The organism is Streptomyces sp. NPDC053750 (assembly GCF_044544295.1).
Taxonomy (GTDB): Bacteria; Actinomycetota; Actinomycetes; order Streptomycetales; family Streptomycetaceae; genus Streptomyces.
This window is the reverse complement of the sequence record NZ_JBITXB010000008.1, coordinates 256525-282436: the sequence shown is the minus strand read 5'-3', so window position 1 is coordinate 282436 and position 25912 is coordinate 256525. Positions and strand designations below refer to the sequence as shown.

The window sequence follows — 25912 nt, the reverse complement described above, 5'->3', positions numbered from 1 at the left end:
GAACGTCATCCCCGCCCACCGGCAGGACGAGTTCCAGGCGGCGTTCACCCGTGCCCACGGCGCCGCCCGCGACGCGATCGAGGCCCGCCGCGGCGACCTGCCCGTCGGTGTCTCCCTCGCCGTCGCCGACGAAGTGGCGCTGCCCGGCGGCGAGGAACGCCGGGCCCGCCAAGCGCGCCGCGGTCTACGACCACTGGCTGCGCGAGGCCCGGCACGACGACTTCATCGGCGTACAGAACTACGAGCGCATCGTCCACGGCCCCGACGGCGAGGTTCCCGGAGACGGTGAGCTCAACGGCATGGGCACGGCCATCGCACCCGAGTCCCTCGCCGGCGCGGTGCGCTACGCCCACGAGGTGGCGGGAGTACCGGTCCTCGTGACCGAGCACGGCATCCAGACCTCGGACGACGCACAGCGCGCCGCCTTCGTCCCCGCCGCGGTCCACGCGCTCGCGGCCGAGGCGGGCGCGGGCACGCCCGTCCTCGGCCACTGCCACTGGACGCTCATGGACAACTTCGAGTGGATCTTCGGCTACGGGGCTCAGCTCGGGCTGCACGAGGTCGACCGCGAGACGTTCGGGCGCCGCCCGAAGCCGAGCGCGAAGGTGTACGCCGAAGTGGTGCGGAGCTACCGCGGCGCGCCCGCCGGCAGCGGGAACTGAACCGCGTCCCTCGACGGGCGGGCCCGCGTCACTCCTCGTCGCGCAGTCGCGCCGCCAAGGAGGTCAGCGGCTCGGTCTCCTCGGTGTGGCCCAGGGCGGTCAGGCGGGAGATCGCCGCGTCGAGGCGGGTGAGGGCGGGGGCCGGGCGTTCCAGGTAGATGCCCTCAACGGCACCCGCGAGACGGAGGCACTCGGCCCACTCGCCGACGCGGTCCCCCTCCTCAGGTCCCGGGTCGCCGAGCAGGGTGAGGGCCTTCTCCAGGGCGGTCAGGGCGTCCTCGTACTCCCCGGCGTAGGCGTTGACCCGACCGTGTTCGTAGGCCAGGGCGGTGTCCAGGGAGCGGCCGTGGGTCTCGTGCCCGGCGGCCCTGGCCTCGTCGGCGATCCGGCCGGCGTCGGCAAGGAAGGCGAGGGCGTCGGCAAGGCCGTCGGGGCCCTGCCGCTCGGCCTGGAGGCGGGCGAGTTCGCGCAGGCAGCCGCTGAGCTGCTCGTAGCGCGGGGCCTCGGCGTGGGCGGCCAGTGCCTGATCCGCCGCCTCGCGGGCCCGGCCGAACTCGCCGGACTCGCCGAGGAGTACGGCCGTCTCCGCGGCGATCATGGCATGGCTCCCCGGGTCGTCGTCCCAGCCGGCCGACTCGGCCGCGAGGGCGACGAACTCGGCGGTGGCGGCCTTGAGGTCCTCCCCGGCGTGCAGCGCGCGGGCGCGGGTCAGGCGCAGTTGTGCCACGAGCCGGTCGTCCAGCTCCTTGGCGGTGACGTCCGGTTCGGCGAGGAGGGAGTCGAGCAGGGCGATGCAGTCCTCGACGCGGCCCAGGTCGAGGCTGAGCTGGGCGGCGTTGCTGTAGGTGCAGAACGCGTCGGTACGGCTGCCGGTGCGCAGTTCGAGTTCCGCCGAGCGGGTCAGGTGACGCAGTGCCTCGTCGGGGCGGCCCAGGTGCATGCAGGCCTCGGCCAGATCGCCGTGCAGACGGGCGGTGTCGATCGTGTCGGCAGGCCAGTCGGCGGCCAGGCGCAGGGCCTCGGTCAGGGTCGCGTGCGCGGCCTCGGCGTCCCGGAGGCCGAGCTGGAGCCGGCCGCGCAGACCGAGTGTGCGGGGAAGGTGCCAGGCGGGGCCGTGGGTCTTCAGCCGGTCGAGCAGGGCGTCGATGGCGGTGACCGCGGCGGGCAGGTCCCCGGAGAGGGCGTCGGTGCTGGCCCGCAGCAGCAGGGCGCCGGAGATCTGCCCGGCGAGGTCGTGCCGGGTGGCGAACGCGTGCAGCAGGTCCACCTCGGCGAAGACCGGCGCGATGTGCTCCTCGCTCCTCGACGTCTGCAGGCGCAGGCCGAGTGCGGTCGCCCGCAGCCGCAGCAGCCTGGCCTCCTGGTAGGGGGCGAGACCGGGCGTCTCCTCGTGCAGGCGGACCATCGTCTCGTGGGCGGCGGTCAGCGCGGCGGTCCTGGCCGCGGCCGTGTCGGCGCCCTCCGCCGGGATCTCGACGTCGGCGAGCAGGGCGAGGCCGCGCGAGAGCGCCGCGTCTCCTGGCCTCCCGGCGTCGTCGTACAGGCCCGCGGCCTCCTCGTGGAGGGCGGCGGCGAGGGCGTGATCGTCCTTGTCGTTCGCCAGGCTCGCCTCGTCGGCGAGCAGGTCGGCGCGCAGCCGGACGAGCGGGCCCACGGCCGGATCGTCGGGGTGGGTGTAGTCACGGGCGGCGACGAGCGTGCGCAGCCGCGCCCACCGGGCCCGTGCGTCCGGGTGCCCCTCCTCGTCCAGGGCCCGCGCCTGCGCGACGAGTTCACCGAGCGACTCCGGCACGTCGGGGACCGTACGGGCGGCGGGGGTGGTGACAGGGGCGGAGGGGGTCACGTCGTCGAGGGCGCGGGTGCGCAGGGTCAGTTCCAGGGCGTCCAGCAGCGGGGCCCGGTCGAGGCGGGCCCTGCGGCGGTCGGTGTGGGCCGTGGTTCCGTTGCGGGCGTCGAAGCGGGCGGCGAGGTCGTCGGCGCGGCCCCGCACCTCGGCGCGCAGGGCGGTCACGGTCCAGGTGCGGCCCGCGTAGCCGGTGGCGGGCAGGTCGCCGTGACCGAGGAACTCGACACGTTGGAGGAGGACCTCCACTCCGGTGAGGAAGTCGAGCAGGTCAAGCGGCGAGTCGACCTCGTCGAACAGGCTCCGGTTCTCGGCGAGCAGTTCCAGCCCGCGTGCCTCGTTGCCGGTCAGCGCGCAGAACTCCAGGTGCCGGCCGACCTCGCCGGACATCGAGGGGTTGCGGCGGCAGCCGCGGTAGCCGGCGAGGTGCAGTTCCCGTGCCCGGTCCGTGCGGCCGGTGCGCAGCAGGGGCAACAGTGCGTACGAGACGGAGCGGGCCGGCTCCTCCTGACAGGACTCCTTCCCGGCGAGGACGGGCTCCCAGGCGCGCAGCGCCCGCTCGTCGTCGCCGTCCGCGAGGTGGTGGCGGGCGCGCAGGCAGATCTCGCAGGCTTCGCAGTCGCTGAGCCGGGAGCGGGTACGGCCCGCCCACAGTTCGTAGGCGAGGGCGGTGTCCTCGCCGAGGTGGGCGGCGAGCTGGTACGCCTGGCCGTAGTAGGGCTGGAGGCCGAGGCCGGCCTTCTCGTACCGGTCGCGCATCTCGGTGAGCCACTGGCGCAGGCTGGCCAGGGGTATCTCGGGCAGCTGACGCAGGGCGTGGGCCACCCATTTGAACCGCCAGTACAGCAGGTGGCGCAGATTCTCGTCGAAGACGTCGGGCTGCTCGTCGAAGAGGGTGAGCAGGCGGGCGAAGACGACGGGCGACTTCCGGGGTTCGGAGCCGTAGGTGTACGCCTCCTGGAGCTCGAGGAGCGAGCGGACGAGAGGGAGGGGCTCCGCGAACTGCTCGGCGGCGTCGACGAGTTCCTCGGCGGTGACGGTGCGGGTGCGGCCGTAGGGACGCCGATGGTTCTCCTGGAGCGCCTGGTACAGCTCGTCCGTGTTCTGGGGATGGGGTGCGGTCGGCATCGTCAGCTGTCCTTGCGGAGGGCGTGGGCGAGAAGGTCGAGGAAGGAGCGGTTGATGAGGCTCGACTCGGCGGGCCTGAGCGGGCGTCGGGACAGCAGCGCGGCCTGTCCGTAGAGGGCTTCGGCGCTGGTGCGGGCCAGTTCGGGCTCGTCGATGGCGACGGCGGTGCGGACCAGCGGGTTGAGCTGGTTGAGGATCAGCTGGGCGCGCGGGGCCTCCTGGCGCAGGGCGCCGAGGATGTCGCCCCACAGGCCGCCCTCCTGCTCACGGGCGAGCTGGGAGCGGGTGCGTTCGTGCCGGGCCTCGCGGCTGTCGACGAGGAGGGCGGGGGCGGAGGCGGGCTGGAAGGTGCGCAGCGCGACGTCGCAGTCGAAGACGGCGAGGGCGTCGCGGGCGACGGCGAGGTACGCCGCGGCGGCCAGTTCCGTCTCCCGGTCCACGGGGTCGAGGTGGGCGGTGAGGGTCGCCGGGTCGAGGTCGGCGACGGCGGCCTCGGGCCTGATCTCGGGCAGCCGGTGGACCAGTTCGCGGTCGTAGGTGTAGCCGCCGTTGACGACGCCGAGCCCGGCGGCCGAGGCGATCGCGGCGACCTGCCGGAACTCCTCGACGCTCGACGTCACGAGCACGGTGCGGTGGGTGCGGGCGAACTCGTCGAGGGTGGTGTGCCCGTCGGTGGTCTCGAACGGCAGCCAGGGCAGCAGCATCCGCAGGATCTCGTCGTCGTGCACCGCGAGCGACTTCACGGCCAGGTGGTGGGCCTGGAGGAAGCGGCCCAGCAGGTCGGGGTCGCTGGCGGCGGCCCGGGCGATCCACGCGCGCAGCCGCTCGGCGAGGGCGTCGCGGACGGCGGCGAGGGTGTCGTCCTCGTACAGGGACTCGCGGGATGCCGTGGGGCGCAGGCTCTCGGCGTCGACGACGCAGCGGACGAAGAACGCCCACTCGGGCAGGATCTCCTCGGCCTGCTCGGACAGCAGCATGCCCCTGACGTGCACGCGGTGACCATGGCGGCGTCCGGCCGGTACGGCCTCGGGCAGCACGCAGGCGATGCCCTTGAGGCCGACGGCTGGCAGGTCCAGCTCGATGGTGTCCAGCGGGGTGAACCCGAAGACCTCCTCGCCGTACGCGGCGAGCGCACGGGCGCGGGCACCCGGTGTGGGGTGGGTGCGCGCCCAGGGCGCGGGTTCGGGGTTGACGGGCGCGCCCGGGCCGGCCGGCCCGCCGCCGGTTCCGTCGTCGAAGGTCACCGGATGGCGCAGCAGTGAGCCGAAGTGCCGGGCCAGCGCGTGCACCTGTGCGGGCCGGGTCCATTCGGCCGCGTCGGCCCGGGGCGTCAGCGTGACGGTGGTGCCGGGCCGGGGGCGGGCGGAGGCGGACAGGGCGCGGACGGTGTACGAGCCGTCGCCGCGGCCCCGCCATTCCACGGCGGGCGCGTCGGGGGTGCGGGCGGAGCGGCTGACGACGTGGATCTCGTCCGCGACCAGGAAGCAGGAGAGCAGACCGATGCCGAACTGGCCGATGAAGTCGGCGCGTTGCTCGGCGATCTTCTCGGTGCGCTTGCTGCTGCGGCCGATCGTGGCGAGGAAGGTGTGCACATCGGCCTCGGTGAGACCGACGCCGTCGTCCTCGACGCGCACCACCGAGCCGTCGGCGTACAGGCGGATGCCGAACGCGCCTGCGGGCGCGGCCGGTTCGAGGGTGTGCCGGGCGGTGAGCGCGTCCACCGCGTTCTGCATCAGTTCGCGCAGATAGACGCGGGGGCTGGAGTAGAGGTGGTGGGAGAGGAGGTCGACCAGGCCGCGCAGGTCGACCTGGAAGGTGCGGTCGGCGGCGGTGTTCTCGGGCGAAGTCATGGGCGGTCCGGGTGGGTGAAGGGGTGGGGCGGCGACGGGAGACGGAGCACCGGAAGGCTCAGAAGGCCTTGCGGAAGCGCGCGTACGCCTTCTGCGGGTCCGCCATGAACGTCCACGGCCACTCGGTGAACGCGCCGTCCAGCTCGCGGAAGACATTCGAGGCCGTGCTGCTGCCGGCCAGTGAGAGGGCCATGGCGAACATGTTGTAGTCGCCCTGCCAGCCCAGGCGGCGCTCGTACGCGTGGTGCAGGATGCTGCGCTCCGCCGCCTCCCTCAGCTCGGTCCGGATCCTGGGTTGCTGCAGGCAGTCGCTGTCGTCCGACTCCACCCATTCCTCGATGTACGCCATGGCGATGACGCAGCCGAGGCGGTGGCCGTCGGGAGCGGCGGCGAAGGCCTTGCGGGCGAACTCCAGGGCCTGCCCCGGCTCACCGCCCCAGCGGGGCTGCAACTGCGACAGCCACTCGACGTGGGTCGCCAGGTCCAGCGGGTCGCGGCGCAGGGCGGCGTCGCGCCGGGTCTCGGCGACGGAGGAGCCGAGCGACATGCCGCGTGCGGAGGTGAGCAGTTGGCGCCAGGGGGTGATCCAGTCCGGGCGCAGCTCGGCGGCCTCGAGCAGCTGTTCCTCGGCGATCTCGAGCCGCTCGTGGAAGACCCGCCACTGTGCCTGCGTGACGTCCACGGCACGCGCGGCAGTGCGTGCCTCCCAGCCCCAGACGATGTGGCGGGCCCCGGAGATCAGCAGGGCCGTCGCCCGGTGCTCCTTGTCCTCCTCGACGGCCCGGCCGATCCAGTCCTGCACACCGTCCAGGTCGACCAGTTCACCGAGGACCTGGTGGTCACGGCCGAGATCGAAGGGGGCCAGCGCCGTCTTGACCGCCTCCCAGTCCCCCGCGTCGGCCGCCTCCACCAGCGCGAGCACCCGCACGTCGCCGAGCGCGCGCAGCGGGTACGTCCCGTTGCGCTGTCTGCGCGGGGCGGCAAGGGCGTGCGGGTCCGCCGCCGGTCTCTCCCCGCCCCTGCCGAACATCTTGCCGAACATGCCGCGCCCTCCCCAGGTCCTGCGTGAATATGCCGGAGCAGCATAAGCGGCAGCACCGACATCGGTTCCACAGGGTTTTCACGGGTGCGTGACGATCCCGGCTCCCTCAGAACGACCAGCGCGTATGGCTGTAGACCCCGTTGTCGCGGCCGAAGCCGTACGCCGTGATCGGGGCCACCCCGAACACCAGCGCCTCCCCGTTCCGGAACGTGTCCCCCATTCCGTGGAACGTGCCCTCCGGCGAGGTGATGTGGGCTCCGTACTTCGCCTCGTACGCCGCGATCACCTCCTCCAGCAGCGCAGGATCGGCCACCGGCTCGGCCCGGCCCTCGATCACGAGGTCGAGCCCTTCGGTGAGGGAGTTTCCTCCGGTGGTCAGCGCACAGTGTCCGTCGTGAGCGAGGTTCCGCGCCTTCTGCTCCCCCGTGCCGGTGGAGAAGTAGAGCACCCCGGCGTGCCATACGGCGATCAAGGGAGTGACGTGCAGGCGTCCGTCGGGCCGCACCGTGGACACCCAGAAGATCTCGGCTTCCTCCAGCTGTCGCTGGGCTTCGGACCAGTCCGTGGCGGTGACCTCCGCGGCACCCGGGCGGGGATTGAGCGCGGAGCTGTAGCGGGCGTCCAGCTCGGTCGTGGGCCGGTGTGCGGATCCCGGTGTGGGCATGGCGGGGCTCCTTCCTCTGTCCCCCCATCCCGCCACACCCGACGACCGGGTGTCCGGACCGAAACCGTCGCTTGCGCCGTTCGGCCCGACGAAGTCAGCCACCGCCTGGACCACTGCCACTGCGCCGGCCCCGCCCGGACGGACACGGAAAGGGCCCGCCGGGCGGGCCCTCCCTCCAGGGAGGACCGCCCGGCGGGCCGGTTGTCGACCTGCGAGGGTGCTACGGGCGCACGTCGTACGCGCGGGAGACGGTCTGGCGCACGGAGTTGCCGGTGGCGTCCGTGAGCTCGGCCCGCAGCCAGACCTGCCGGCCGGCGGCTCCGGCGTGGTTCACCGTGGCCGTGGCGCCGCTGTCCGTGACGGTGACGTCCGCCTCGGTCCACGTGGCGCCCTCGTCGTAGGAGTAGGACAGCTTCGCGGACTTCAGCTTGCCGGGGGTGTAGCCGGCATGGCCGGTGATGCCCAGGCCGATGCGCAGACCGTCCTTCGCGGCCACGGTCTTGAGACCGTCCTCCGGGAGGCTGTAGCGCGGGAAGAGGATGCCCAGGCCCTGCGAGTACTGCTGCTCGTCGAGCTTCGAGCGGAACGTCCAGACGGTCTGCACCTGCTGCGACCGCTCCCAGACCCGGGCTGGCGAGCCGAACTTGGCGACGCTCTGCTCCAGTTCGTACGTGGCTTCCTCGGCCGGCACCTCGAAGACACCGGACGGCCAGCCGGTGCGGCCGAGTTCCTCGCCGTCCCTGCGCAGGACCAGGTTGCCCACGTCGCCGAAGGAGCCCTGCTGCGCGTAGTGCGTGCCGTCGCCCCACATCGCCGCGGCGAAACCGATCAGGTTGCCCTGCCGTTCGGCGACGAGCACCGGCTTGCCGTCGGTGTCGCGCGGTGCGGTGGGCGCCACCACACCGTCGTACCAGCTCTCGGAACGCTCGCTGCCGGCCCGGTGGGTGCGCCGCTGGTCGGTCATCGTCTCGCCCCACGGGTAGCTGCTGGAGACGAAGTGGTCCCAGGCGATGTCGCCCGCCGAGTAGAACTCGGTGCGCCTGCCGGGCGCCGGGACGGGTTCGCTGAAGCCCAGGAACGCGGCGGTCCCGTCGGGCGCGTACGCGCCGGTGGTGTCGAGGAAGTCACCGGCCACGCCCATCGCGTGGTACGTCGACTCGACCTTGCCGAGCCGGCTGTCGCGCACCCGGTAGGTGCGGTCGCCGCGGATCGGGGCGTCCTCGGGGAAGGACAGGTTGTAGACGTACGGGCTCTTCGCGGTGGCCTTCCAGCGCAGGGTCACCTCGCCGGCGGCGAGCTCGTCGAGGAGCGCGCGGGCGTCGTCCGCCGGGATCGCGAGCGTCGGCAGGACCGCGCCCGCGATGCCGGCCCGCGGCTGCCACCGGCCGGGAGCGGTGCGGTGCACGACGAGCGCCGTGGCGCCCGCGGCCTTGGCGTCGGCGGCCAGGGGGGTGACGGCGCCGCCCTCCGGCACGAGCACCAGGGCGACCCTGCCCTTGACGTCCGCGGCCTTCAGCTCCTCGGGCGAGCCCTTGCCCGCGTCGACGAGTTCCGCCTGTCCGGTGCCGTCGAGGTTGGTGCTTCCCTCGCCGGACGGGAGGGGGTGCAGCTCGAGGCCGCCGCTGGTCCGCAGGTCGGAGATGAGCGGGGCGTACTGCCGCCAGTGGCTGCCGAACGTGAAGTCGCCGTCCTGGGCGCGGCCCTCGACCGAGGCGTAGAAGCCGCGGACGGTGCCCTGGCCGGTGACGCTTCCGGCGTGCAGCCAGTTCTCGCCCCAGGTACGGGAGAAGGAGAGCGTGGCGGCGCGGGTCTGGGCCGGCCGGTCGGTGGCGACCTTCAGCCGGTGCGCCGTGCGCGCGTCGAGGACGACGGTGGTGTCCTTGGTCAGCTTCACCTGCGGACGGCCGAGATAGGTGACCGAGTCGGTCAGCTCCGCGCCTTCGCCCGCGTCCGGTGTCTCGACGAAGCTGGACAGGAAGTAGCTGCCGGGGCGCAGCCGGTACGTCTGGTCGGCGGCGCCGTCGTTGAAGCGCCGCTCACCGGTGGCGTCGTCGGTGCCGATCACGTCGAGGGACGAGGAGGCGCCGGCGGGCTTGCCCGCGCGGTCCACGAGCTTGACCCGCAGGGTGACGGTCTCCGGCTGGACGTAGAGCGAGAAGGGCGTGGAGACCGCCACTCCGTCCGCCGTCGCGACGATGCGGCCGGTGACGTCGCCGTACTGGCTGTCGGCGAGGCGGGCGGTGGGGTCGATGCGCAGCGGGACCTTCACCGTGGCGCCCGCGGGGACGGTGACCGAGCGCTCGCCGAGCCGGGCCACGGAGGACCGGACGCGCGAGCCGTCGTTGCCGGTGACCCCTTCGACGCCGAGGCGGAGCCGCACCGCCTTGTCGCCCGTGTTGGTGTAGGGCACGTCGATGGTGGTGCGGTCGGCGGCGTCCTGCGGCCAGTTGAAGCTGCCGCCCTGGACGGCCGGGGCGCCGAGGACGGTGGTGTCGGTCGCGGCCTTCACATCGAGCCGGCCGCCGCCGGTCTCGCGCACGTCGCCGGGGATGTCGGTGTCGGCGGAGGACACCAGGGCAGCCTTGAGCTGCTGCGCCGTCCAGTCCGGGTGCCGCTGCTTGAGGACGGCGGCGGCACCCGCGACATGCGGGGTGGCCATCGACGTACCCGACATCGACTGGTAGGCGTAGACGCCCCGGCCGCCCGCCGCCGCCGCGGAGATGCCCACTCCGGGGGCGGTGATCTCGGGCTTCAGGGTGTGGGTGAAGGGGGCGGGGCCGCGGCTGGAGAACCAGGCGGTGGAGTCGTCCCGGTCGACGGCGCCGACGGTGAGCACGCCGGGGGCGCAGCCCGGCGACGAGACGGTGTTCAGGGACGGTCCCGTGTTTCCGGCGGCCACGACGAACAGCGCGTCCGAGCTCTCGGCGAGTCGCTGCGCGGCGACGCCCATCGGGTCGGTGCAGTCGGTGGGGACCTGGCTGCCGAGGCTCATGGAGACGACGTCGGCCTTCTGCTCGACCGCCCACTCCATCCCGGCGATGATCCAGGACTCGGCGCCCGAGCCGCCGTCGTTGAGGACCTTGCCGCTGAGCAGCTCCGCGCCGGGCGCGACGCCCTTGTTCTTCCCGTCGCTCGCGGCGCCGCTGCCGCCCACCGTGGACAGGACGTGCGTGCCGTGGCCCTGTCGGTCGTCGGTGGAGTCGGAGTCGGTGAAGTTCTTCTGCGCCGTGATACGGCCCTTGAGGTCCGGGTGCTCGGCGTCCGCACCGGTGTCGAGCACGGCGACCTTGCTTCCCTTGCCGTCGTGGCCGGCGGCCCACGCTTCGGGGGCGTGCACCTGCCGCGTCGACCGGTCGAGCTGTGCCTCGACCTTCCGGTCCAGCCAGAGCTTCTTCAGGTCGGTGGACGCACGGGACTCGGCGCGGGCGACGTCGGCCCAGAAGCCGGCCGCCTTCTTCTTGTCGGCCTTCAGTGCGACACCGTCGACGGCGTCGAGGACCAGGCCGCGCTGCGCGCCGAACGGAGCGGCGGGGGCGGTGCGGGCCACGTCGACCGACGTGTCGTACACGGCGATCAGCGGCAGCGACCCGGTGTGGGCGTCGTCGTAGCCCTGGCGGATCAGCCCGGTGACGTTGAAGAGCTCCTCGTCGACGCGGCCCGCGGCCAGCGCCTCGACGGCGGCCTCCGGGTAGACGTACAGATCGTCGCCCGCCTGCCGCGTCTGGACGACGGGCGTGCTGCCGTCCTCGCGGGGCAGGGCCACGGCCGTACTGCGGCCGGACGTGTCGGTGGTCACCAGGACGCGGTCCCCGGTGACCAGGGTGACGGTCGAGCGCTTCCCCTGCGCGGCGGCGGCCTCGCTGCCCACCAGGGGTCTCTTCTCCGGTTCGGCCGCCCGTGGTTGTGCCCCGGACGGCACGGCCGCGGTGGCGGCCAGGGTCACGGCTATGGCCGTGCCCACGGCACTGCGCAATATCGCGCGCATCGATCTCCCCATCTCGAGGTGTGCGGTGGCGACACCTTGGCAGAGAGGCGAGTGATGCAGAGATGATGTCCTGAGGCGGGTTTGCGCCGTGGCCGGTATCCGCCACGGGAGTTGGCCCTTCTGTGACGGGAGTTGGCTCCCCTGTCGGGGTCGCTCGGAGGCGCGGTGCGGCGCGTCACCGGAACACAGCGCACCCGGTCACGCGCAGCGCACTCCGGTGAGTTCCTCGGACCGTTCCCAGATCCGGCGGGCGTCGTCCGTGCTGCGCAGACGGCTGTAGAGCTTCTGCCGCGCGGGCGGGCCGCCCAGGTGGCCCGGGCCGCCGGGGCCGTAGAACGCTCCCCGTTCGGCATGCGGCGCCGTGGCCGCGTACAGCGCGGGGAGCGGTGCGGTGCGGAGCGTGCCGAAGAGGACGCCGCGGGCGGACAGGGCGCGGATGACGCGTACGCCCCGGGTGTCCTGGGCTCGGCCCACTTCGGGGCGGGCGGCGAGCAGGTTCGTGGGGGCGACGCCCGGGTGGGACAGGTTGCTGGTGATGCCCCAGTCACCGGCCGCGCTGCGGCGGTCAAGCTCCAGGCCGAAGAGTCCGAACGCGATCTTCGACTGGCTGTAGGCGCGCATGCCGTCGTAGGAGCGTTCCCAGTGCAGGTCGTCCCAGTTGATGGCGTGCCGGTTCGCCGCGACGCTGATCTGCGACGTCACACGCGCCCGGCCGGCCCGCAGGAGGGGCAGCAGGTGGGCGACGAGGGCGAAGTGGCCGAGGTGGTTGGTGCCGAACTGCAGCTCGAAACCGTCCGCGGTCGTCTGCCGCTCGGGCGGTGTCATGACGCCGGCGTTGTTGACGAGCAGGTGGATGGGGCGGTCCTCCGCCAGCAGTGTCCTGCCCAGCGCGGCCACGGACGTGAGCGAGGACAGGTCCAGCGTGCGCAGGGACACGTCCGCGTCGGGGACCAGCGCACGGATCGCGTCGAGCGCGGCCTCGCCCTTGCGCGGATTGCGGACCGGCAGGAGCACCTCCGCGCCGGCGGCCGCGAGGCGGGTCGCGACGCCGCGTCCGATGCCGTCGCTCGCGCCGGTGACGACGGCGCGCCTGCCGGACAGATCGGGGACGGTGATGTCGAAGCCGGTGCGTGTCATGGGTTCGCTCCCTCATTGCTGTGCTTGCTTCCACCGTGACCGAATCCGCCGATGGGAGGCAGGACCTGCCGATCCTCTGATTCCGGGACCGGGGCTTCCTCCGGCCCTTCCGCCGGGCGGTGGCGGCAGCGGGTGCCGGAGAGGGGGATCGACGATCCGTGGCTGCGGCGCCGCAGGGGCGCTAGAAAGGGAAGCGGCACAGAAGGAGAGCACCATGGAGATCGACCGGACCGGGCTGGCGGCCTTCCTCCGGCGCCGGCGGGAGCTGCTGCAGCCCGAGGACGTCGGACTCCCGCGTGGACAGCGCCGCAGGACCAGCGGCCTGCGCCGCGAGGAGGTCGCGGCGCTGTGCCACATGTCGACCGACTACTACGCGCGTCTGGAGCAGGAGCGCGGCCCGCAACCCTCCGAACAGATGGTCGCCTCGATCGCACAGGGCCTCCATCTGTCCCTGGACGAGCGCGACCATCTGTTCCGTCTGGCCGGGCACCACCCACCCGTCCGCGGCGCGGTCGGCGAGCACGTCGGCCCGGGCCTGCTGCGCATCCTCGACCGCCTGTCGGACACCCCCGCCGAGATCGTCACCGAACTCGGGGAGACCCTGCGCCAGACGCCGCTCGGCGTGGCCCTGACCGGCGACACCACCCGGTTCACCGGAGCCGAACGCAGCATCGGCTTCCGCTGGTTCACCCTGCCGGCCACCCGCGCGCTGTACGCACCGGAGGACCACGCGCTGCTCTCCCGCGTGTTCACGTCCGGACTGCGCCGGATCGTCACGCTGAGGGGCCCGGGTTCCCTGGCGGCCCACTACGCCGGTCTGCTCCTGGAGCGCAGCGAGGAGTTCCGGGACCTGTGGGACACGCACGAGGTGAGTGTCCGCCCCAGCCGGGTCAAACGCTTCGTGCACCCCGAGGTCGGGCCCCTGGAGCTGAACTGCCAGACCCTCCTCGACCCCGACCAGTCGCACCAACTGCTCGTCTACACCGCCGCCCCCGGCTCCGAGAGCCACGACAAGCTGCGGCTGCTCTCGGTCATCGGCACCCAGACAGTCGGCTGACTCTCCTTCCGGGCTCTCCGGCCCTCTCCGGCCCTGCGGCCGGCCCCGGTTCACGGTGGCGAAGCCACTTCGCCCCGCGACCGCTCCGGCCTCGCCCCGGTGCCCCGAAGGTTCACCAACCACACTTAATGAAAGCCGAAAGAAAAGGCGTGTCAGGAACCTTGACCGCGACTGGCATGCCGGGCAAGGTGCCGGAGAGCGCTCTCCCACCCAACCCGTGTCAAGGAGTCTCTCCATGCCCCCTGTCGGCATACCCCCGGCGGTGCCGGTGTCGCGCAGACCCGGTCGCCGCGGCCTCGTCGCTCTCCTGGTCACCGCCCTGGCCGCGGCCATGCTCGCCGTCGCCCCCGCCACGCAGGCCCAGGCCGCGCCCGGGCTGCTGTCCCAGGGCAAGCCCGTCACCGCCTCCAGCCAGGAGCACTACGGCACCCCCGCGACCGCGGCCGTCGACGGCGACAACGGCACCCGCTGGTCCAGCGCCGCTTCCGACCCGCAGTGGATCCGCATCGACCTCGGCGCCCCCGCCACCCTCAGCCAGGTCGAGCTGCGTTGGGAGGCCGCCTACGCCAAGTCGTACCGCATCGAGACGTCCCAGAACGGCACGGACTGGTCGACGGCCTACTCCACCACCACCGGCGCCGGCGGCACGGAGACAGTGAACGTGTCCGGCACGGCCCGGTACGTCCGTATGCTCGGCACCACCCGCGCCACCGGATACGGCTACTCCCTCTGGGAGTTCAAGGTGTACGGCACCACCGGAGACGACCCCGGCCCGGTCATCCCGGGCGGCGGCGACCTCGGCCCGAACGTGCACGTCTTCGACCCGTCCACGCCCGGCATCCAGGCCAAGCTGGACCAGGTCTTCCAAGAGCAGGAGTCGGCCCAGTTCGGCTCCGGCCGGCACGCCTTCCTCTTCAAGCCGGGGACTTACAACAACCTCAACGCCCAGATCGGCTTCTACACCCAGATCCTCGGTCTCGGCCTGCGCCCCGACGACACGACGATCAACGGTGACATCACCGTCGACGCCGGCTGGTTCAACGGCAACGCCACCCAGAACTTCTGGCGCGGCGCGGAGAACCTCGCCGTGAAGCCGGTCAACGGCACCAACCGGTGGGCGGTCTCACAGGCGGCCTCCTTCCGCCGGATGCACGTCAAGGGCGGCCTCAACCTCGCGCCCAACGGCTACGGCTGGGCCAGCGGCGGCTACATCGCCGACAGCAAGATCGACGGCCAGGTCGGCAACTACTCGCAGCAGCAGTGGTACACCCGCGACAGCTCGATCGGTGGCTGGTCCAACAGCGTCTGGAACCAGGTCTTCTCCGGTGTCGAGGGCGCGCCCGCCACCAGCTTCCCCGAGCCCCGCTACACCACGCTCGACACGACGCCGATCTCCCGCGAGAAGCCCTTCCTCTACCTGGACGGCGACGAGTACAAGGTCTTCGCCCCCGCCAAGCGCACCAACGCGCGCGGCACCACCTGGGCGAACGGCACGCCTCAGGGCGAGTCGATCCAGCTGAGCAAGTTCTACGTCGTCAAGCCCGGCGCCACCGCCGCCACCATCAACGCCGCCCTCGCCCAGGGCCTGCACCTGCTCTTCACCCCCGGCGTCTACCACGTCGACCAGACGATCAACGTCAACCGCGCGAACACCATCGTGCTGGGACTCGGCCTCGCCACGATCGTCCCGGAGAACGGGGTGACCGCCATGAAGGTCGCCGACGTCGACGGCGTGCGACTCGCCGGCTTCCTCATCGACGCCGGACCGGTCAACTCCCCCACCCTGCTGGAGGTCGGCCCGCAGGGCGCGTCCACCGACCACGCGGCCAACCCCACCACCGTGCAGGACGTCTACATCCGCATCGGCGGCGCGGGCGCGGGCAAGGCCACCACCAGCATGGTGGTCAACAGCCACGACACGATCATCGACCACACCTGGGTCTGGCGGGCCGACCACGGCGAGGGCGTCGGCTGGGAGACCAACCGGGCCGACTACGGCGTCCGCGTCAACGGCGACGACGTCCTGGCCACCGGTCTGTTCGTCGAGCACTTCAACAAGTACGACGTCGAGTGGTACGGCGAACGCGGCCGGACGATCTTCTACCAGAACGAGAAGGCGTACGACGCCCCGAACCAGGCCGCCATCCAGAACGGCACGACCAAGGGGTACGCCGCCTACCGGGTCGACGACTCGGTGGACACCCACGAGGCGTGGGGTCTGGGCAGCTACTGCAACTACAACGTCGACCCGAACATCCGCCAGGATCACGGCTTCAAGACGCCCGTCAAGCCAGGAGTGAAGTTCCACAGCCTCCTCGTGGTCTCCCTCGGCGGCATGGGCCACTACAACCACGTCGTCAACGACACCGGCGCCTCGACCGAGCCCGGCGGAACCTCGACCGTGCCGTCCACCGTCGTGTCCTTCCCCTGACCAAGCCGCCCGTCGGCCCCAACTCCCCTCCGGGCCGGACGACATCCCCGCGCCCCCTCCGGCCCGGAGGGGCCATCACGCGGCGCTCCCACAGCCCCGCCCCGTCGGCTCTCCCCAACCCGCCAGGAGCAGATGTGTCCACAGCCCCCACGTACCGCAGACCAGTCGGCCGCCGCGCCGGCGTCCCCCTGCTCGCCCTCGGCGCACTGGTGGCGTCGTCGCTCGCCCTCACCGCTCCGCCCGCCCAGGCCGCGGAAACGCTCCTCTCCCAGGGCAGGCCCGCCACCGCCTCGTCCCAGGAAGGCGACGGCTACGCCGCGTCGGCAGCCGTCGACGGCAACCTCACCGGCACCCGCTGGGCCAGCCGGTGGAGCGACCCGCAATGGTTCCAGGTCGACCTCGGACAGCGGTCCGACCTCAGCCGTGTCGTGCTGACCTGGGAGGGCGCGTACGGCAAGAGCTACCAGATCCAGGCGTCCGACAACGGCACGGACTGGCGGACTTTGAAGACCGTGACCGGCGGTGACGGCGGCACGGACGAGGTCGCCGTCACCGGCTCCGGCCGCTACGTCCGCATGCTGGGCACCGAGCGTTCCGGCGGCTACGGCTACTCCCTGTGGGAGTTCCAGGTGTACGGGACCACGGACGGCACACCCCCGGTCGGAGGAGGAGCGGTCGCGGTCACCGGCTCCCAGGGGAACTGGCAACTGACCGTCGGTGGCCGGCCCTACACGGTCAAGGGCCTGACCTGGGGTCCCGCCATCGCGGACGCCCCGAAGTACATGCCCGACGTCAAGTCCATGGGCGTCAACACGATCCGCACCTGGGGCACCGACGCAGGCACCAAGCCGCTGCTCGACAGCGCCGCCGCGAACGGCATCCGAGTCGTCAACGGCTTCTGGCTGCAACCAGGCGGCGGGCCCGGCTCCGGCGGCTGCGTCAACTACGTCACCGACACCACGTACAAGAACAACATGCTCACCGAGTTCGCCAAGTGGGTGGAGGCGTACAAGAGCCACCCGGCGATCCTCATGTGGAACGTCGGCAACGAGTCGGTCCTCGGTCTGCAGAACTGCTACAGCGGGACGGAGCTGGAGGCGCAGCGCAACGCGTACACCGGCTTCGTCAACGACGTCGCCAAGAAGATCCACGGCATCGACCCCGACCACCCCGTCACGTCGACCGACGCGTGGACGGGCGCCTGGCCGTACTACAAGCGCAACGCGCCCGACCTCGACCTGTACTCGATGAACTCCTACGGCGACATCTGCAACGTCCAGGAGGACTGGGAGGAGGGCGGCTACACCAAGCCGTACGTCATCACCGAGGGCGGCCCGGCCGGTGAGTGGGAGGTGCCCGACGACGCCAACGGCATCCCCGACGAGCCGACCGACGTGCAGAAGGCCGAGGGCTACACCAAGGCCTGGGACTGCGTCACCGGCCATCGGGGCGTCGCCCTCGGTGCCACCCTCTTCCACTACGGCGTCGAGCACGACTTCGGCGGCATCTGGTTCAACCTCGTGCCCGACGGGCTGAAGAGGCTGTCCTACTACGCCGTCAAGAAGGCGTACAGCGGATCGACCAGCGGTGACAACACCCCGCCCGTCATCACGACCATGTCCGTCGCCCCCGCCTCCTCGGCTCCGGCGGGCGGCGAGTTCACCGTCCGCGCGGACGTACGCGACCCCGACGGCGATCCGATCACGTACAAGGTCTTCCTCAGCGGCAACTATGCGAACGGCGACAAGCGCCTGGTCGAGGCCGAGTGGCGGTCCACCGGCAACGGGACCTTCGCCGTGACGGCCCCGGAGAAGCTCGGCGTGTGGAAGGTGTACATCCAGGCGGAGGACGGCCGCGGCAACGCCGGCATCGAGACGAGGTCGGTCAAGGTCGTCGCCCCGCCGGTCACCGGCACGAACGTGGCGCTGAACAAGCCCACCACCGCGTCCTCCTTCCAGCCGTCGTACGGCGACTGCCCATGCGAGCCCGCCAAGGCGACGGACGGCAGGGCCGACACGCGCTGGGCCAGTGACTGGAGCGACCCGCAGTGGATCCGGGTCGACCTCGGCGCCCCCACCCCCGTCCGCAAGCTCCAGCTCGTCTGGGACCCCGCCTACGCCAAGTCCTACGAGGTCCAGGTCTCGGACGACGGCACCACCTGGCGCACGGTCCACACCACCACCGCGGGCAACGGCGACATCGACACCATCGACGTCGCGACGACCGCACGGCACGTACGACTGCACCTGACGGCGCGTGGCACCGGCTGGGGCTACTCGCTGCACGAGCTCGGCATCTACAGCTGACGACGGCGAAGGGCGTCCGGCGGCGCCCTTCGCACCACCCCCTTCAGCACCTCAGCGGGCAGGAGGCCCCATGAGACCGCGTTCGAATCTCCCCGCGCTGCTGCTCGGCAGCGCACTGATCGCAAGCATGCTCGGCATCGGCACCGTCGCCACGGCGGCCGGACCCGGCGACGCCCCGACCGCCTCGGCCGGCGCTCACACCGGGCACACGACGGCGGTGTCGACCCGGGCGTCCGCCGACGACCCCGACGGCGACGGGTACATACCCGCCGTTCCCCCGGTCGCCGGCGTGACCCCGTCCGAGGCCACCCCGCCGTCGCGCTACCACAAGGAGTTCCAGGCCAACTGCGCCGTCACACACACCGCGCCGGACGACCCGATCGTGTACCCGGGGCAGCCGGGCAAGTCCCACGACCACACCTTCATGGGCAACACGACGACAAACGCCGGCAGCACGACGGCGAGCCTCTACGGCGGCAACACCACGTGCAAGGCGCCGGCCGATGCCTCCGCGTACTGGATGCCGTCCCTGTACAAGGGGGACAGGAAGATCCTTCCGGTCGGCCCGCAGGTCATCTACTACAAGGCCGGCGTCACCGACTACACGAGCGTGCGGCCCTTCCCCAAGGGGCTGCGGTTCGTCGTCGGCGACCCCATGCAGAGCGCCCAGGAGTTCCGCAGCCACAAGGGTTTCGTCGAGGGCTGGGAATGCGGCGACAGTTTCTTCAACGTCGACATCCCGGCGAGCTGCCCGGAGCGGCCCGACGTCCAACTCAACCTGCGCATGCAGGCGCCCAGTTGCTGGGACGGCACGTACCTCGACACCCCCGACCACAAGAGCCACATGGCCTACCCGGTCGTCAAACCCGGCACCAACGACAACATGTGCCCGGCTTCCCACCCGGTCGCCCTGCCGATGATCGAGTTCAAGATGGCCTGGCCGGTCAACGGCGACATGAGCGACGTCCGCCTGGCCAGCGGTCGCGGCTACTCCTTCCACTACGACTTCTTCAACGCCTGGGAGGAGAGGACCCTCAAGGCACTGGTCGACCGCTGCATCGTGGGCGGCTTCCAGTGCGACACGCGTGGCTACGACCAGAACTACCCGGAGCTCGCCCCGGTGCTGAACGAGGATCACCGGCTGCCCTGACCCGGCCGGTTCACAGGGGGTCCGGCCACCCGCTCGGCGCGGGTGCCGCCGGGCCCCCTCCGCTGAAGGGTGAAGGGGAAAGGAAGTGGGGGCGGAAATGGACGACGAGACAGTCGACCAGCTCATCAGCAGACTGAGCCTCGAACAGAAGGTGCGCCTGCTCACCGGCGCGACGACCTGGCGCACCGCAGGCGAGCCCGGGATCGGGCTGCGGGAGATGGTGGCCTCGGACGGGCCCGCCGGGGTGCGGGGCGAGGCATGGGACGAGCGGCGCACTTCGGTCCTGCTGCCCTCCGGCTCCGCCCTCGGGGCGATGTGGGACGAGGAACTGGTCGAGCGGCTCGGGGGCCTGCTCGCCGCCGAGGCCGCCCGCAAGGGCGTCGACGTGGTACTGGCCCCCACGCTCAACCTCCACCGGAGCCCGCTGGGCGGCCGGCACTTCGAGTGCTTCTCCGAGGACCCGGAGCTGACCGGCCGTACCGGGGCCGCGCTGATCCGGGGCATCCAAGCTCTCGGGGTGGCGGCCACCGCCAAGCACTACGTCGGCAACGACTCCGAGACCGACCGGCTGACCGTCGACGTCCGGGCGTCCGAACGCGCCCTGCGCGAGGTGTACCTCGCACCTTTCGAGGCAGCCGTCGAGGCCGGCGTGTGGCTGGTCATGGCGGGCTACAACGCCGTCGGCGGCACGACCATGACGGCCAGCCCGCTCCTGGCGGAACCCCTCAAGGGCGAATGGGGGTTCGACGGGGTCGCCGTCTCCGACTGGGCGGCCGTGCGCACGACCGAGGAAACCGGCCGCGCCGCCCTCGACCTGGCGATGCCGGGCCCGGACAGTCCCTGGGGCTCCTCGCTGGTGCGGGCGGTGAAGGACGGCCTGGTCGCCGAGGAGGCCGTCGACGGGAGGGTGCGCCGGCTGCTCCGGCTCGCCCACCGCGTCGGCGCGCTGGAACCGCATCGCCCGCGCCGGGTGCCGGCGACGGCGTCCCGGGACACCCGGGCGCTGCTGCGCCGCGCCGTCAGTGCCGGCTCGGTCCTGCTGCGCAACGACGCCGTCCTGCCGCTCGACCCCGCCGGGCTGTCCACCGTCGCGGTCGTCGGTGTGCACGCCGCGTCCCCCCGGGTCCAGGGCGGCGGCAGCGCGGGTGTCTTCTGCTCCGGCGTGGTCACCCCGTTGGCGGGCGTCCGGGCCCGGCTGCGGGGGCGGGCCCGGGTGGTGTACGAGCCCGGTCCGGCACTGGGGTCCCCGCCCCTCCCCCTCGGCACCGACCGGTGCACCGACCCGGAATCGGGTGCCCCTGGCGTGCTCCTGCGGGTGCTGGACGCGGCGGGGCGGGAGCTGTACGCGGAGCACCGGCTCTCGGGCCGGCAGCTGGAGCCGGACCTGCCCCCGGGCGCACACACGGTGGAGATCGGCGCGGTGCTGCATCCCCGGCGACCGGGAGAGTGGACGTTCGGTGTCGGGGGCTTCGGACGCATGACGCTCACCGTCGACGACCGCACGCTCCTGGACGGGGACTTCCCCGGTGACACGGACGACCCGGCCGTCGTCCACGTCAACCCGCCCGTACACACGGCGCGGACGGTACTGACCGCCGAACGGCCCGTGCACGTGGTGGCCCGGCGTGAGCTGATACCCGGCCGCGGACGCGCCACCGTCGTCGCCGCGGCGCCGCCGGAACCGGACCCGGCGACCGCGTTGGAGGACGCGGTGCGGGCAGCCCGGGACGCCGACGCCGCGATCGTGGTCGTCGGCACCACCGAGCACAGCGAGACCGAGGGGTACGACCGGGCCGGACTGTCGCTCGGGGGGCACCAGGACGCGCTGGTCCGCGCCGTGGCCGCCGCGAACGCGCGCACCGTCGTGGTCGTCAACAGCGGCGGTCCGGTCGAGCTGCCCTGGCGTCGGGAAGCGGGCGCCGTGCTGCTCACGTGGTTCCCGGGACAGGAGGCCGGCGCGGGGCTGGCCGACGTCCTGTTCGGCCTCGCCGAACCCGGCGGTCGACTCCCCACCACCTGGGCGGCCACCCTGGCGGACGCGCCCGTGACGTCCACCCGGCCGGTCGACGGCCGGCTCGACTACGCCGAGGGACTGCACATCGGCCACCGGGCGTGGCTGCGAGCCGGAGGCGAGCCCGCCTACTGGTTCGGCCACGGACTCGGCTACACGACGTGGGAGTACGCGGCCGTGGAGGCTCCCGCGCACGTCGCGGCGGGTCGGCCCTTCACGGTCCGGGTGACGGTGCGCAACACCGGCACCCGCGCCGGGCGCGAGGTCGTGCAGGTCTACCTGGCCCGCCCCGATTCGGCGGTGGAGCGTCCCGAGCGCTGGTTCGCCGGATACGCGGCCGTTCGTGCGGAAGCGGGCCGGACAGCGAGTGCCGAGGTGGTGGTGGGTCCGCGCGCCTTGCGGCACTGGTCGGAGGCGGACCACGGCTGGTCCACTGAGCCCGGCCCCTACCGGCTCATGGTGGGCAGGTCGGCGGGGGACACACAGGTGGAGGGGAGGATCACCGTCAGCGGCCCCTGAGTGGGGCGGTCCAGGCAGCACGTTCGACGGGGCAGCGGCGCCGGGCCGAGGCCCGCGTGTGCCGTGGGGACTCCGCGGGCGCCGCGCCTTCGGCCGATGCCCGGGCATCACCACGCGTGGCCCGCGGTGGGGGCCGGCTGCGCCGGTTCCGTGGCACAGGACCCGAGGTCGGCGCGTGCGCGGGGCGCTTCCACGGCGGCGGGAGCCATGGGCCGCGGCCGGTCCGGCTGCCGGTGGAGAACACAGCCGGGGCGGCAGGCGCCGCTCACTGCACCGAGCGCTCCCGCAGGGCCGTCCGCCACGCCGGGTCCGGCTCCACCGGTTCGGCCTCCTCCGGTCTGCCGCCACGCGCGAAGAAACCGGCGAGCGGCAGGATCGCGGCGCCCACGGTGACGGCGTCCGGTCCCAGGGTGCCGAGGTCGATACGGACCTGGGCGGCGGGATAGGTCAGGGCGTACGAGGTGGCGTGGGCCGTCACCGAGTCCAGGAAGCGCCGACCGAGCTGCAGTCCGGCCCAGCCGCCGACCAGGATGCGTTCGGGCTGGAACAGGTTGATCAGGTCGGAGAACCCCGCGCCCAGATACTCGGCGGTCTCCTCGAGGACGGCCAGGGCGGTGCCATCGGGTTCCGGCACGGTCCCCGCTGCGTCCGGATTCGGATACGCGGCCGCGAGCATCGCGGTGAGCGCGGTCTCCTCGTCCGCACCCGCCGGCGGCTGCCCGCCCGCCTCCGCCCAGCGCTGGAGCAGTGCCTCCGCGCCCGCGTACGCCTCCAGGCAGCCCTGGGCACCGCAGCGGCACCGGCGACCGCGCACCCGCACCGTCAGGTGCCCCCACTCCACGGCCCTGCCCGGACCCATGTCGTCGCTGACGACGCAGGCGCCGACGCCGGAGCCGAAGAGCACCACCGCCGCGCTCTGCGCGCCGCGCCCGGCGCCGAACCACATCTCCGCCTGCCCGAGCGTCTTGGCTCCGTTGTCGATGTAGTACGGCACGGTGTCGGGCAGCAGGCGGGCCTCGCGCAGCAGCCGCTCCAGGGGGACGGCGTCCCAGCCGATCGTCTGGCCGTGCACGACGGCGCCGTCCTCCGGGGTCCTGGCGACGATGCCCGGCACCCCGATCCCGACGCCGAGCAGCCGCTCCGCCGCGATTCCGGCCTCGGCCAGCACCTCGGGGATGCCCTCCCGCAGGTGCGTCACGACGACGCCGACGTCATAGCGGTCGAGGCGGCGCGGGCCGCCCGTCTCCAGCGGCTTCTCGACCCGGGCCAGCTCGGTGAGGGCGAGGTCGAAGAGCTCGATCCGCACCCTGGTCTCGCCGATGTCGACACCGATCATGTACCCGCTCCGCGCGCTGACGCGCAGCAGCGTGCGGGGACGGCCGCCGGCCGAGTCGACGCTTCCGGCCTCCTCCACCAGTCCTTCGGCGACCAGTTCGGAGACCACGTTGCTCACCGAGCCGGAACTCAGCCCGGTGGCGGGACCGAGCGAGAAGCGGCTCAAGGGCCCGTCGAAATACAACCGTTGCAATACCGCGGTGCGGTTCTCCCGCCGCAGGTCACGCACCGTACGGCCGTTGCGCACTCTCACCCTGCCCCCTTGCTCCGAAGTCATTCTCGCAACCTACATGTGACGGAGCCCTTGACGCGACCTTCGCTTGAGGTTTAACTCACATCCTAAATTAAGCCGTGGGGGGCTTCAGGGCCAGTATGCGGGGCGCTGCTCGGGCCTCGGCTCCCGCGGGCGACATCCTCCACTTCCCGGAAGGCCTCTGGAGTCATGCGCAGAATCAGAGCCGCGGCCGTCGGTGCCGTCACCCTCTCGTTCGTTCTCACCGCGGCGGCCTGCGGCGGGGGGACCTCCGGCTCGGAGGGGTCCAACGAGCAGCCGAAGACGCTCACCTACTGGGCCTCCAACCAGGGCGCGAACCTGGAGGTGGACAAGAAGGTCCTCCAGCCGGAGCTCGACAAGTTCGAGAAGCAGACCGGCATCAAGGTGAAGCTCGAGGTCGTGCCCTGGGCGGACCTCCTCAACCGCATCCTCACCGCCACCACCTCCGGCCAGGGCCCGGACGTCCTCAACATCGGCAACACCTGGAGCGCCTCGCTCCAGTCCAGCGGGGCCCTGCTGCCCTGGGACGCGAAGAACTTCGAGGCGATCGGCGGCAAGGACCGCTTCGTCGAGTCCGCGCTCGGCTCCACCGGTGCCCAGGGCCAGGACCCGGCCGCCGTCCCGCTGTACTCCATGGCCTACGCGCTCTACTACAACAAGAAGATGTTCGCCAAGGCCGGCGTCGACAAGCCGCCGGCCACCTGGGACGAGCTGGCGGAGACCGGCAAGAAGCTGTCCAGGAAAGGCAAGTGGGGGCTCGGCGCCGAGGGCTCCAACCTGTCGAACAACATCCACCAGGTCTTCGTCCTGGGCAAGCAGCACGGGGCGGACTTCTTCACCTCCGACGGCAAGGCCGACTTCACCTCCGACGGAGCGGTCGCCGCGGTGAAGCAGTACGTCGACCTGATGGCCAAGGACAAGATCGTCGCGCCGGGCAACGCCGAGTACGCGCAGAACCAGTCGCTGAGCGACTTCGCCAAGGACAAGACGGCCATGGTGCTGTGGCAGACCGCGTCGGCCACCTTCAAGACGCAGGGCATGAACGAGGACGAGTGGGGCGTCGCCCCCGCCCCCGTGCAGTCCGGCGAGCCCGGCCCGGGCAAGGCCACCAACTCCATGGTCGCCGGCATCAACATGGCCGTCTTCAAGAACACCAAGAACATCGACGGCGCCAAGAAGTTCGTGAAGTTCATGACCAGCGACGAGGAGCAGGTCGTCCTGAACAAGGCGTACGGCTCCATCCCGCCGGTCAAGGCCGCCCAGCAGGACGCGGCCTTCAGCGCCCCGGCGCTCGCCGTACTCAGGGACACCCTCGCCACCAGTGCCACCGCGCTGCCGCAGGTCCCCGAGGAATCGCAGTTCGAGACCGTCGTCGGCACCGCCGTCAAGGAGCTCTTCGCCGACGCCGCCGCCGGCCGTGCGGTGACCACCGACTCGGTGCGGGCGAAGCTCGAAAAGGCCCAGCAGCAGATGCCCAAGAAGTGAGCGCGGACACCACCATGACCACCACCGCTGCCCTGAGCACAGGCGAGCGGACGGCACGCAGGAGCGACCCCGGGGCGGCACCGCACAAGCGCCGCTCCGGGCGGCTGCGCCGCATCTCACTGCCGTATCTGCTGCTGTTGCCCGCCCTGGTCCTCGAACTCCTGGTCCACCTGGCGCCGATGGTGATCGGCATCGTCGTCAGCTTCCGGGAACTCACCCAGTTCTACATCCGCGACTGGAGCACCGCCCCCTGGGCCGACCTCGACAACTACACGATGGCGGTCGACTTCGACGCCCCCGTGGGCGAGGCGCTGTTGAAGTCCTTCTTCACCACCTGCCTGTTCACGGTGCTGTCGGTCGGCCTGTGCTGGCTGCTCGGCGCCGCCGCCGCGATCTTCATGCAGGACGCGTTCCGCGGCCGGGGCATCCTGCGCACCCTCTTCCTGGTGCCGTACGCGCTGCCCGTCTACGCCGCCGTCATCACCTGGGCGTTCATGTTCCAACGGGACAACGGCCTGGTGAACCACGTACTGCACGACCAGCTCGGCCTCACCGACAGCCCTCCGTTCTGGCTGATCGGCGACAACAGCTTCATCGCCCTGCTCGTCGTCTCGGTGTGGAAGGGCTGGCCCTTCGCCTTCCTCATCATCATGGCCGGGCTCCAGAACATCCCGAAGGACATCTACGAGGCCGCCGCCCTCGACGGCGCGGGCGTCTGGCAGCAGGTCCGCCGCATCACCCTGCCGGCGCTGCGCCCCGTGAACCAGGTCCTGGTCCTGGTGCTGTTCCTGTGGACCTTCAACGACTTCAACACCCCCTTCGTCCTGTTCGGCAAGGCGGCGCCGGAAGCCGCGGACCTGATCTCGATCCACATCTACCAGTCCTCGTTCCAGACCTGGAACTTCGGGGCGGGCTCCGCGATGTCGGTGCTGCTGCTCCTGTTCCTGCTCGTGGTGACGGGCGCCTACCTCTGGTTCACCTCCCGAGGACCCCGAGGAAGGAAGGCCACCGATGCCTAGCCGAGCCGTCCGCC

The 25912-nt window shown here is 72.1% G+C and carries 15 protein-coding genes; 8 read left to right on the top strand and 7 right to left on the bottom strand.

Annotated elements, in window-relative coordinates; genetic code table 11:
* Window positions 1–107: 107 nt before the first annotated feature.
* Window positions 108–662, top strand: coding sequence for a family 1 glycosylhydrolase (locus ACIGO6_RS24135; RefSeq protein ID WP_399879351.1), 555 nt, complete (start codon window positions 108–110; stop codon window positions 660–662).
* Between the two features lie 28 nt (window positions 663–690).
* Here the strand turns inward: ACIGO6_RS24135 and ACIGO6_RS24130 are convergent, their stop codons facing one another.
* From ACIGO6_RS24130 to ACIGO6_RS24105, 6 genes are all read right to left on the bottom strand, one after another.
* Complete coding sequence (locus ACIGO6_RS24130; protein ID WP_399879350.1) at window positions 691–3633, bottom strand: hypothetical protein; 2943 nt, start codon at window positions 3631–3633, stop codon at window positions 691–693.
* A gap of 2 nt (window positions 3634–3635) precedes the next feature.
* The gene (locus ACIGO6_RS24125) at window positions 3636–5483 is read right to left on the bottom strand and encodes an HSP90 family protein (RefSeq protein WP_399879349.1); all 1848 of its coding nucleotides are present in this window, start codon (window positions 5481–5483) and stop codon (window positions 3636–3638) included.
* A 58-nt stretch (window positions 5484–5541) separates the two neighbouring features.
* The gene (locus tag ACIGO6_RS24120; RefSeq protein ID WP_399879347.1) at window positions 5542–6525 is read right to left on the bottom strand and encodes a hypothetical protein; all 984 of its coding nucleotides are present in this window, start codon (window positions 6523–6525) and stop codon (window positions 5542–5544) included.
* 106 nt (window positions 6526–6631) lie between these two features.
* On the bottom strand, window positions 6632–7189 hold the full coding sequence (locus ACIGO6_RS24115) for a pyridoxamine 5'-phosphate oxidase family protein (RefSeq protein ID WP_399879345.1): 558 nt from the start codon (window positions 7187–7189) through the stop codon (window positions 6632–6634).
* A gap of 220 nt (window positions 7190–7409) precedes the next feature.
* Window positions 7410–11174: a S8 family peptidase gene (locus tag ACIGO6_RS24110; RefSeq protein WP_399879343.1), complete on the bottom strand. Its 3765-nt coding sequence runs from the start codon at window positions 11172–11174 to the stop codon at window positions 7410–7412.
* 198 nt (window positions 11175–11372) lie between these two features.
* Window positions 11373–12311: an SDR family oxidoreductase gene (locus ACIGO6_RS24105; protein WP_399879342.1), complete on the bottom strand. Its 939-nt coding sequence runs from the start codon at window positions 12309–12311 to the stop codon at window positions 11373–11375.
* A 214-nt stretch (window positions 12312–12525) separates the two neighbouring features.
* Between ACIGO6_RS24105 and ACIGO6_RS24100 the strand changes: the two genes are divergently transcribed.
* The 5 genes from ACIGO6_RS24100 (at window position 12526) to ACIGO6_RS24080 (ending at window position 21785) form a co-directional block, all read left to right on the top strand.
* Window positions 12526–13368: a helix-turn-helix transcriptional regulator gene (locus ACIGO6_RS24100; protein ID WP_399879340.1), complete on the top strand. Its 843-nt coding sequence runs from the start codon at window positions 12526–12528 to the stop codon at window positions 13366–13368.
* Between the two features lie 235 nt (window positions 13369–13603).
* Window positions 13604–15799 carry a discoidin domain-containing protein gene (locus tag ACIGO6_RS24095; protein ID WP_399879339.1) on the top strand — a complete coding sequence of 732 codons (2196 nt, stop codon included), beginning with the start codon at window positions 13604–13606 and terminating at the stop codon, window positions 15797–15799.
* Between the two features lie 134 nt (window positions 15800–15933).
* Window positions 15934–18105 (top strand): discoidin domain-containing protein, encoded by a 2172-nt coding sequence (locus tag ACIGO6_RS24090; protein ID WP_399879337.1) that lies wholly within the window; start codon window positions 15934–15936, stop codon window positions 18103–18105.
* 70 nt (window positions 18106–18175) lie between these two features.
* Window positions 18176–19255: a DUF1996 domain-containing protein gene (locus ACIGO6_RS24085; protein ID WP_399879335.1), complete on the top strand. Its 1080-nt coding sequence runs from the start codon at window positions 18176–18178 to the stop codon at window positions 19253–19255.
* A gap of 97 nt (window positions 19256–19352) precedes the next feature.
* Entirely contained in the window at window positions 19353–21785 is a 2433-nt protein-coding gene (locus ACIGO6_RS24080) for a beta-glucosidase (protein WP_399879333.1), read from the top strand.
* A 265-nt stretch (window positions 21786–22050) separates the two neighbouring features.
* Here ACIGO6_RS24080 and ACIGO6_RS24075 read toward each other — a convergent pair whose 3' ends face one another.
* Complete coding sequence (locus ACIGO6_RS24075; protein ID WP_399879331.1) at window positions 22051–23373, bottom strand: ROK family protein; 1323 nt, start codon at window positions 23371–23373, stop codon at window positions 22051–22053.
* 189 nt (window positions 23374–23562) lie between these two features.
* On the opposite strand from ACIGO6_RS24075, the gene ACIGO6_RS24070 reads away from it, so the two are divergent.
* Together ACIGO6_RS24070 and ACIGO6_RS24065 are read left to right on the top strand one after the other, a co-directional pair.
* Window positions 23563–24879: an ABC transporter substrate-binding protein gene (locus ACIGO6_RS24070; RefSeq protein ID WP_399879329.1), complete on the top strand. Its 1317-nt coding sequence runs from the start codon at window positions 23563–23565 to the stop codon at window positions 24877–24879.
* A 14-nt stretch (window positions 24880–24893) separates the two neighbouring features.
* The gene (locus ACIGO6_RS24065; RefSeq protein ID WP_399879327.1) at window positions 24894–25898 is read left to right on the top strand and encodes a carbohydrate ABC transporter permease; all 1005 of its coding nucleotides are present in this window, start codon (window positions 24894–24896) and stop codon (window positions 25896–25898) included.
* Window positions 25899–25912: the final 14 nt, after the last annotated feature.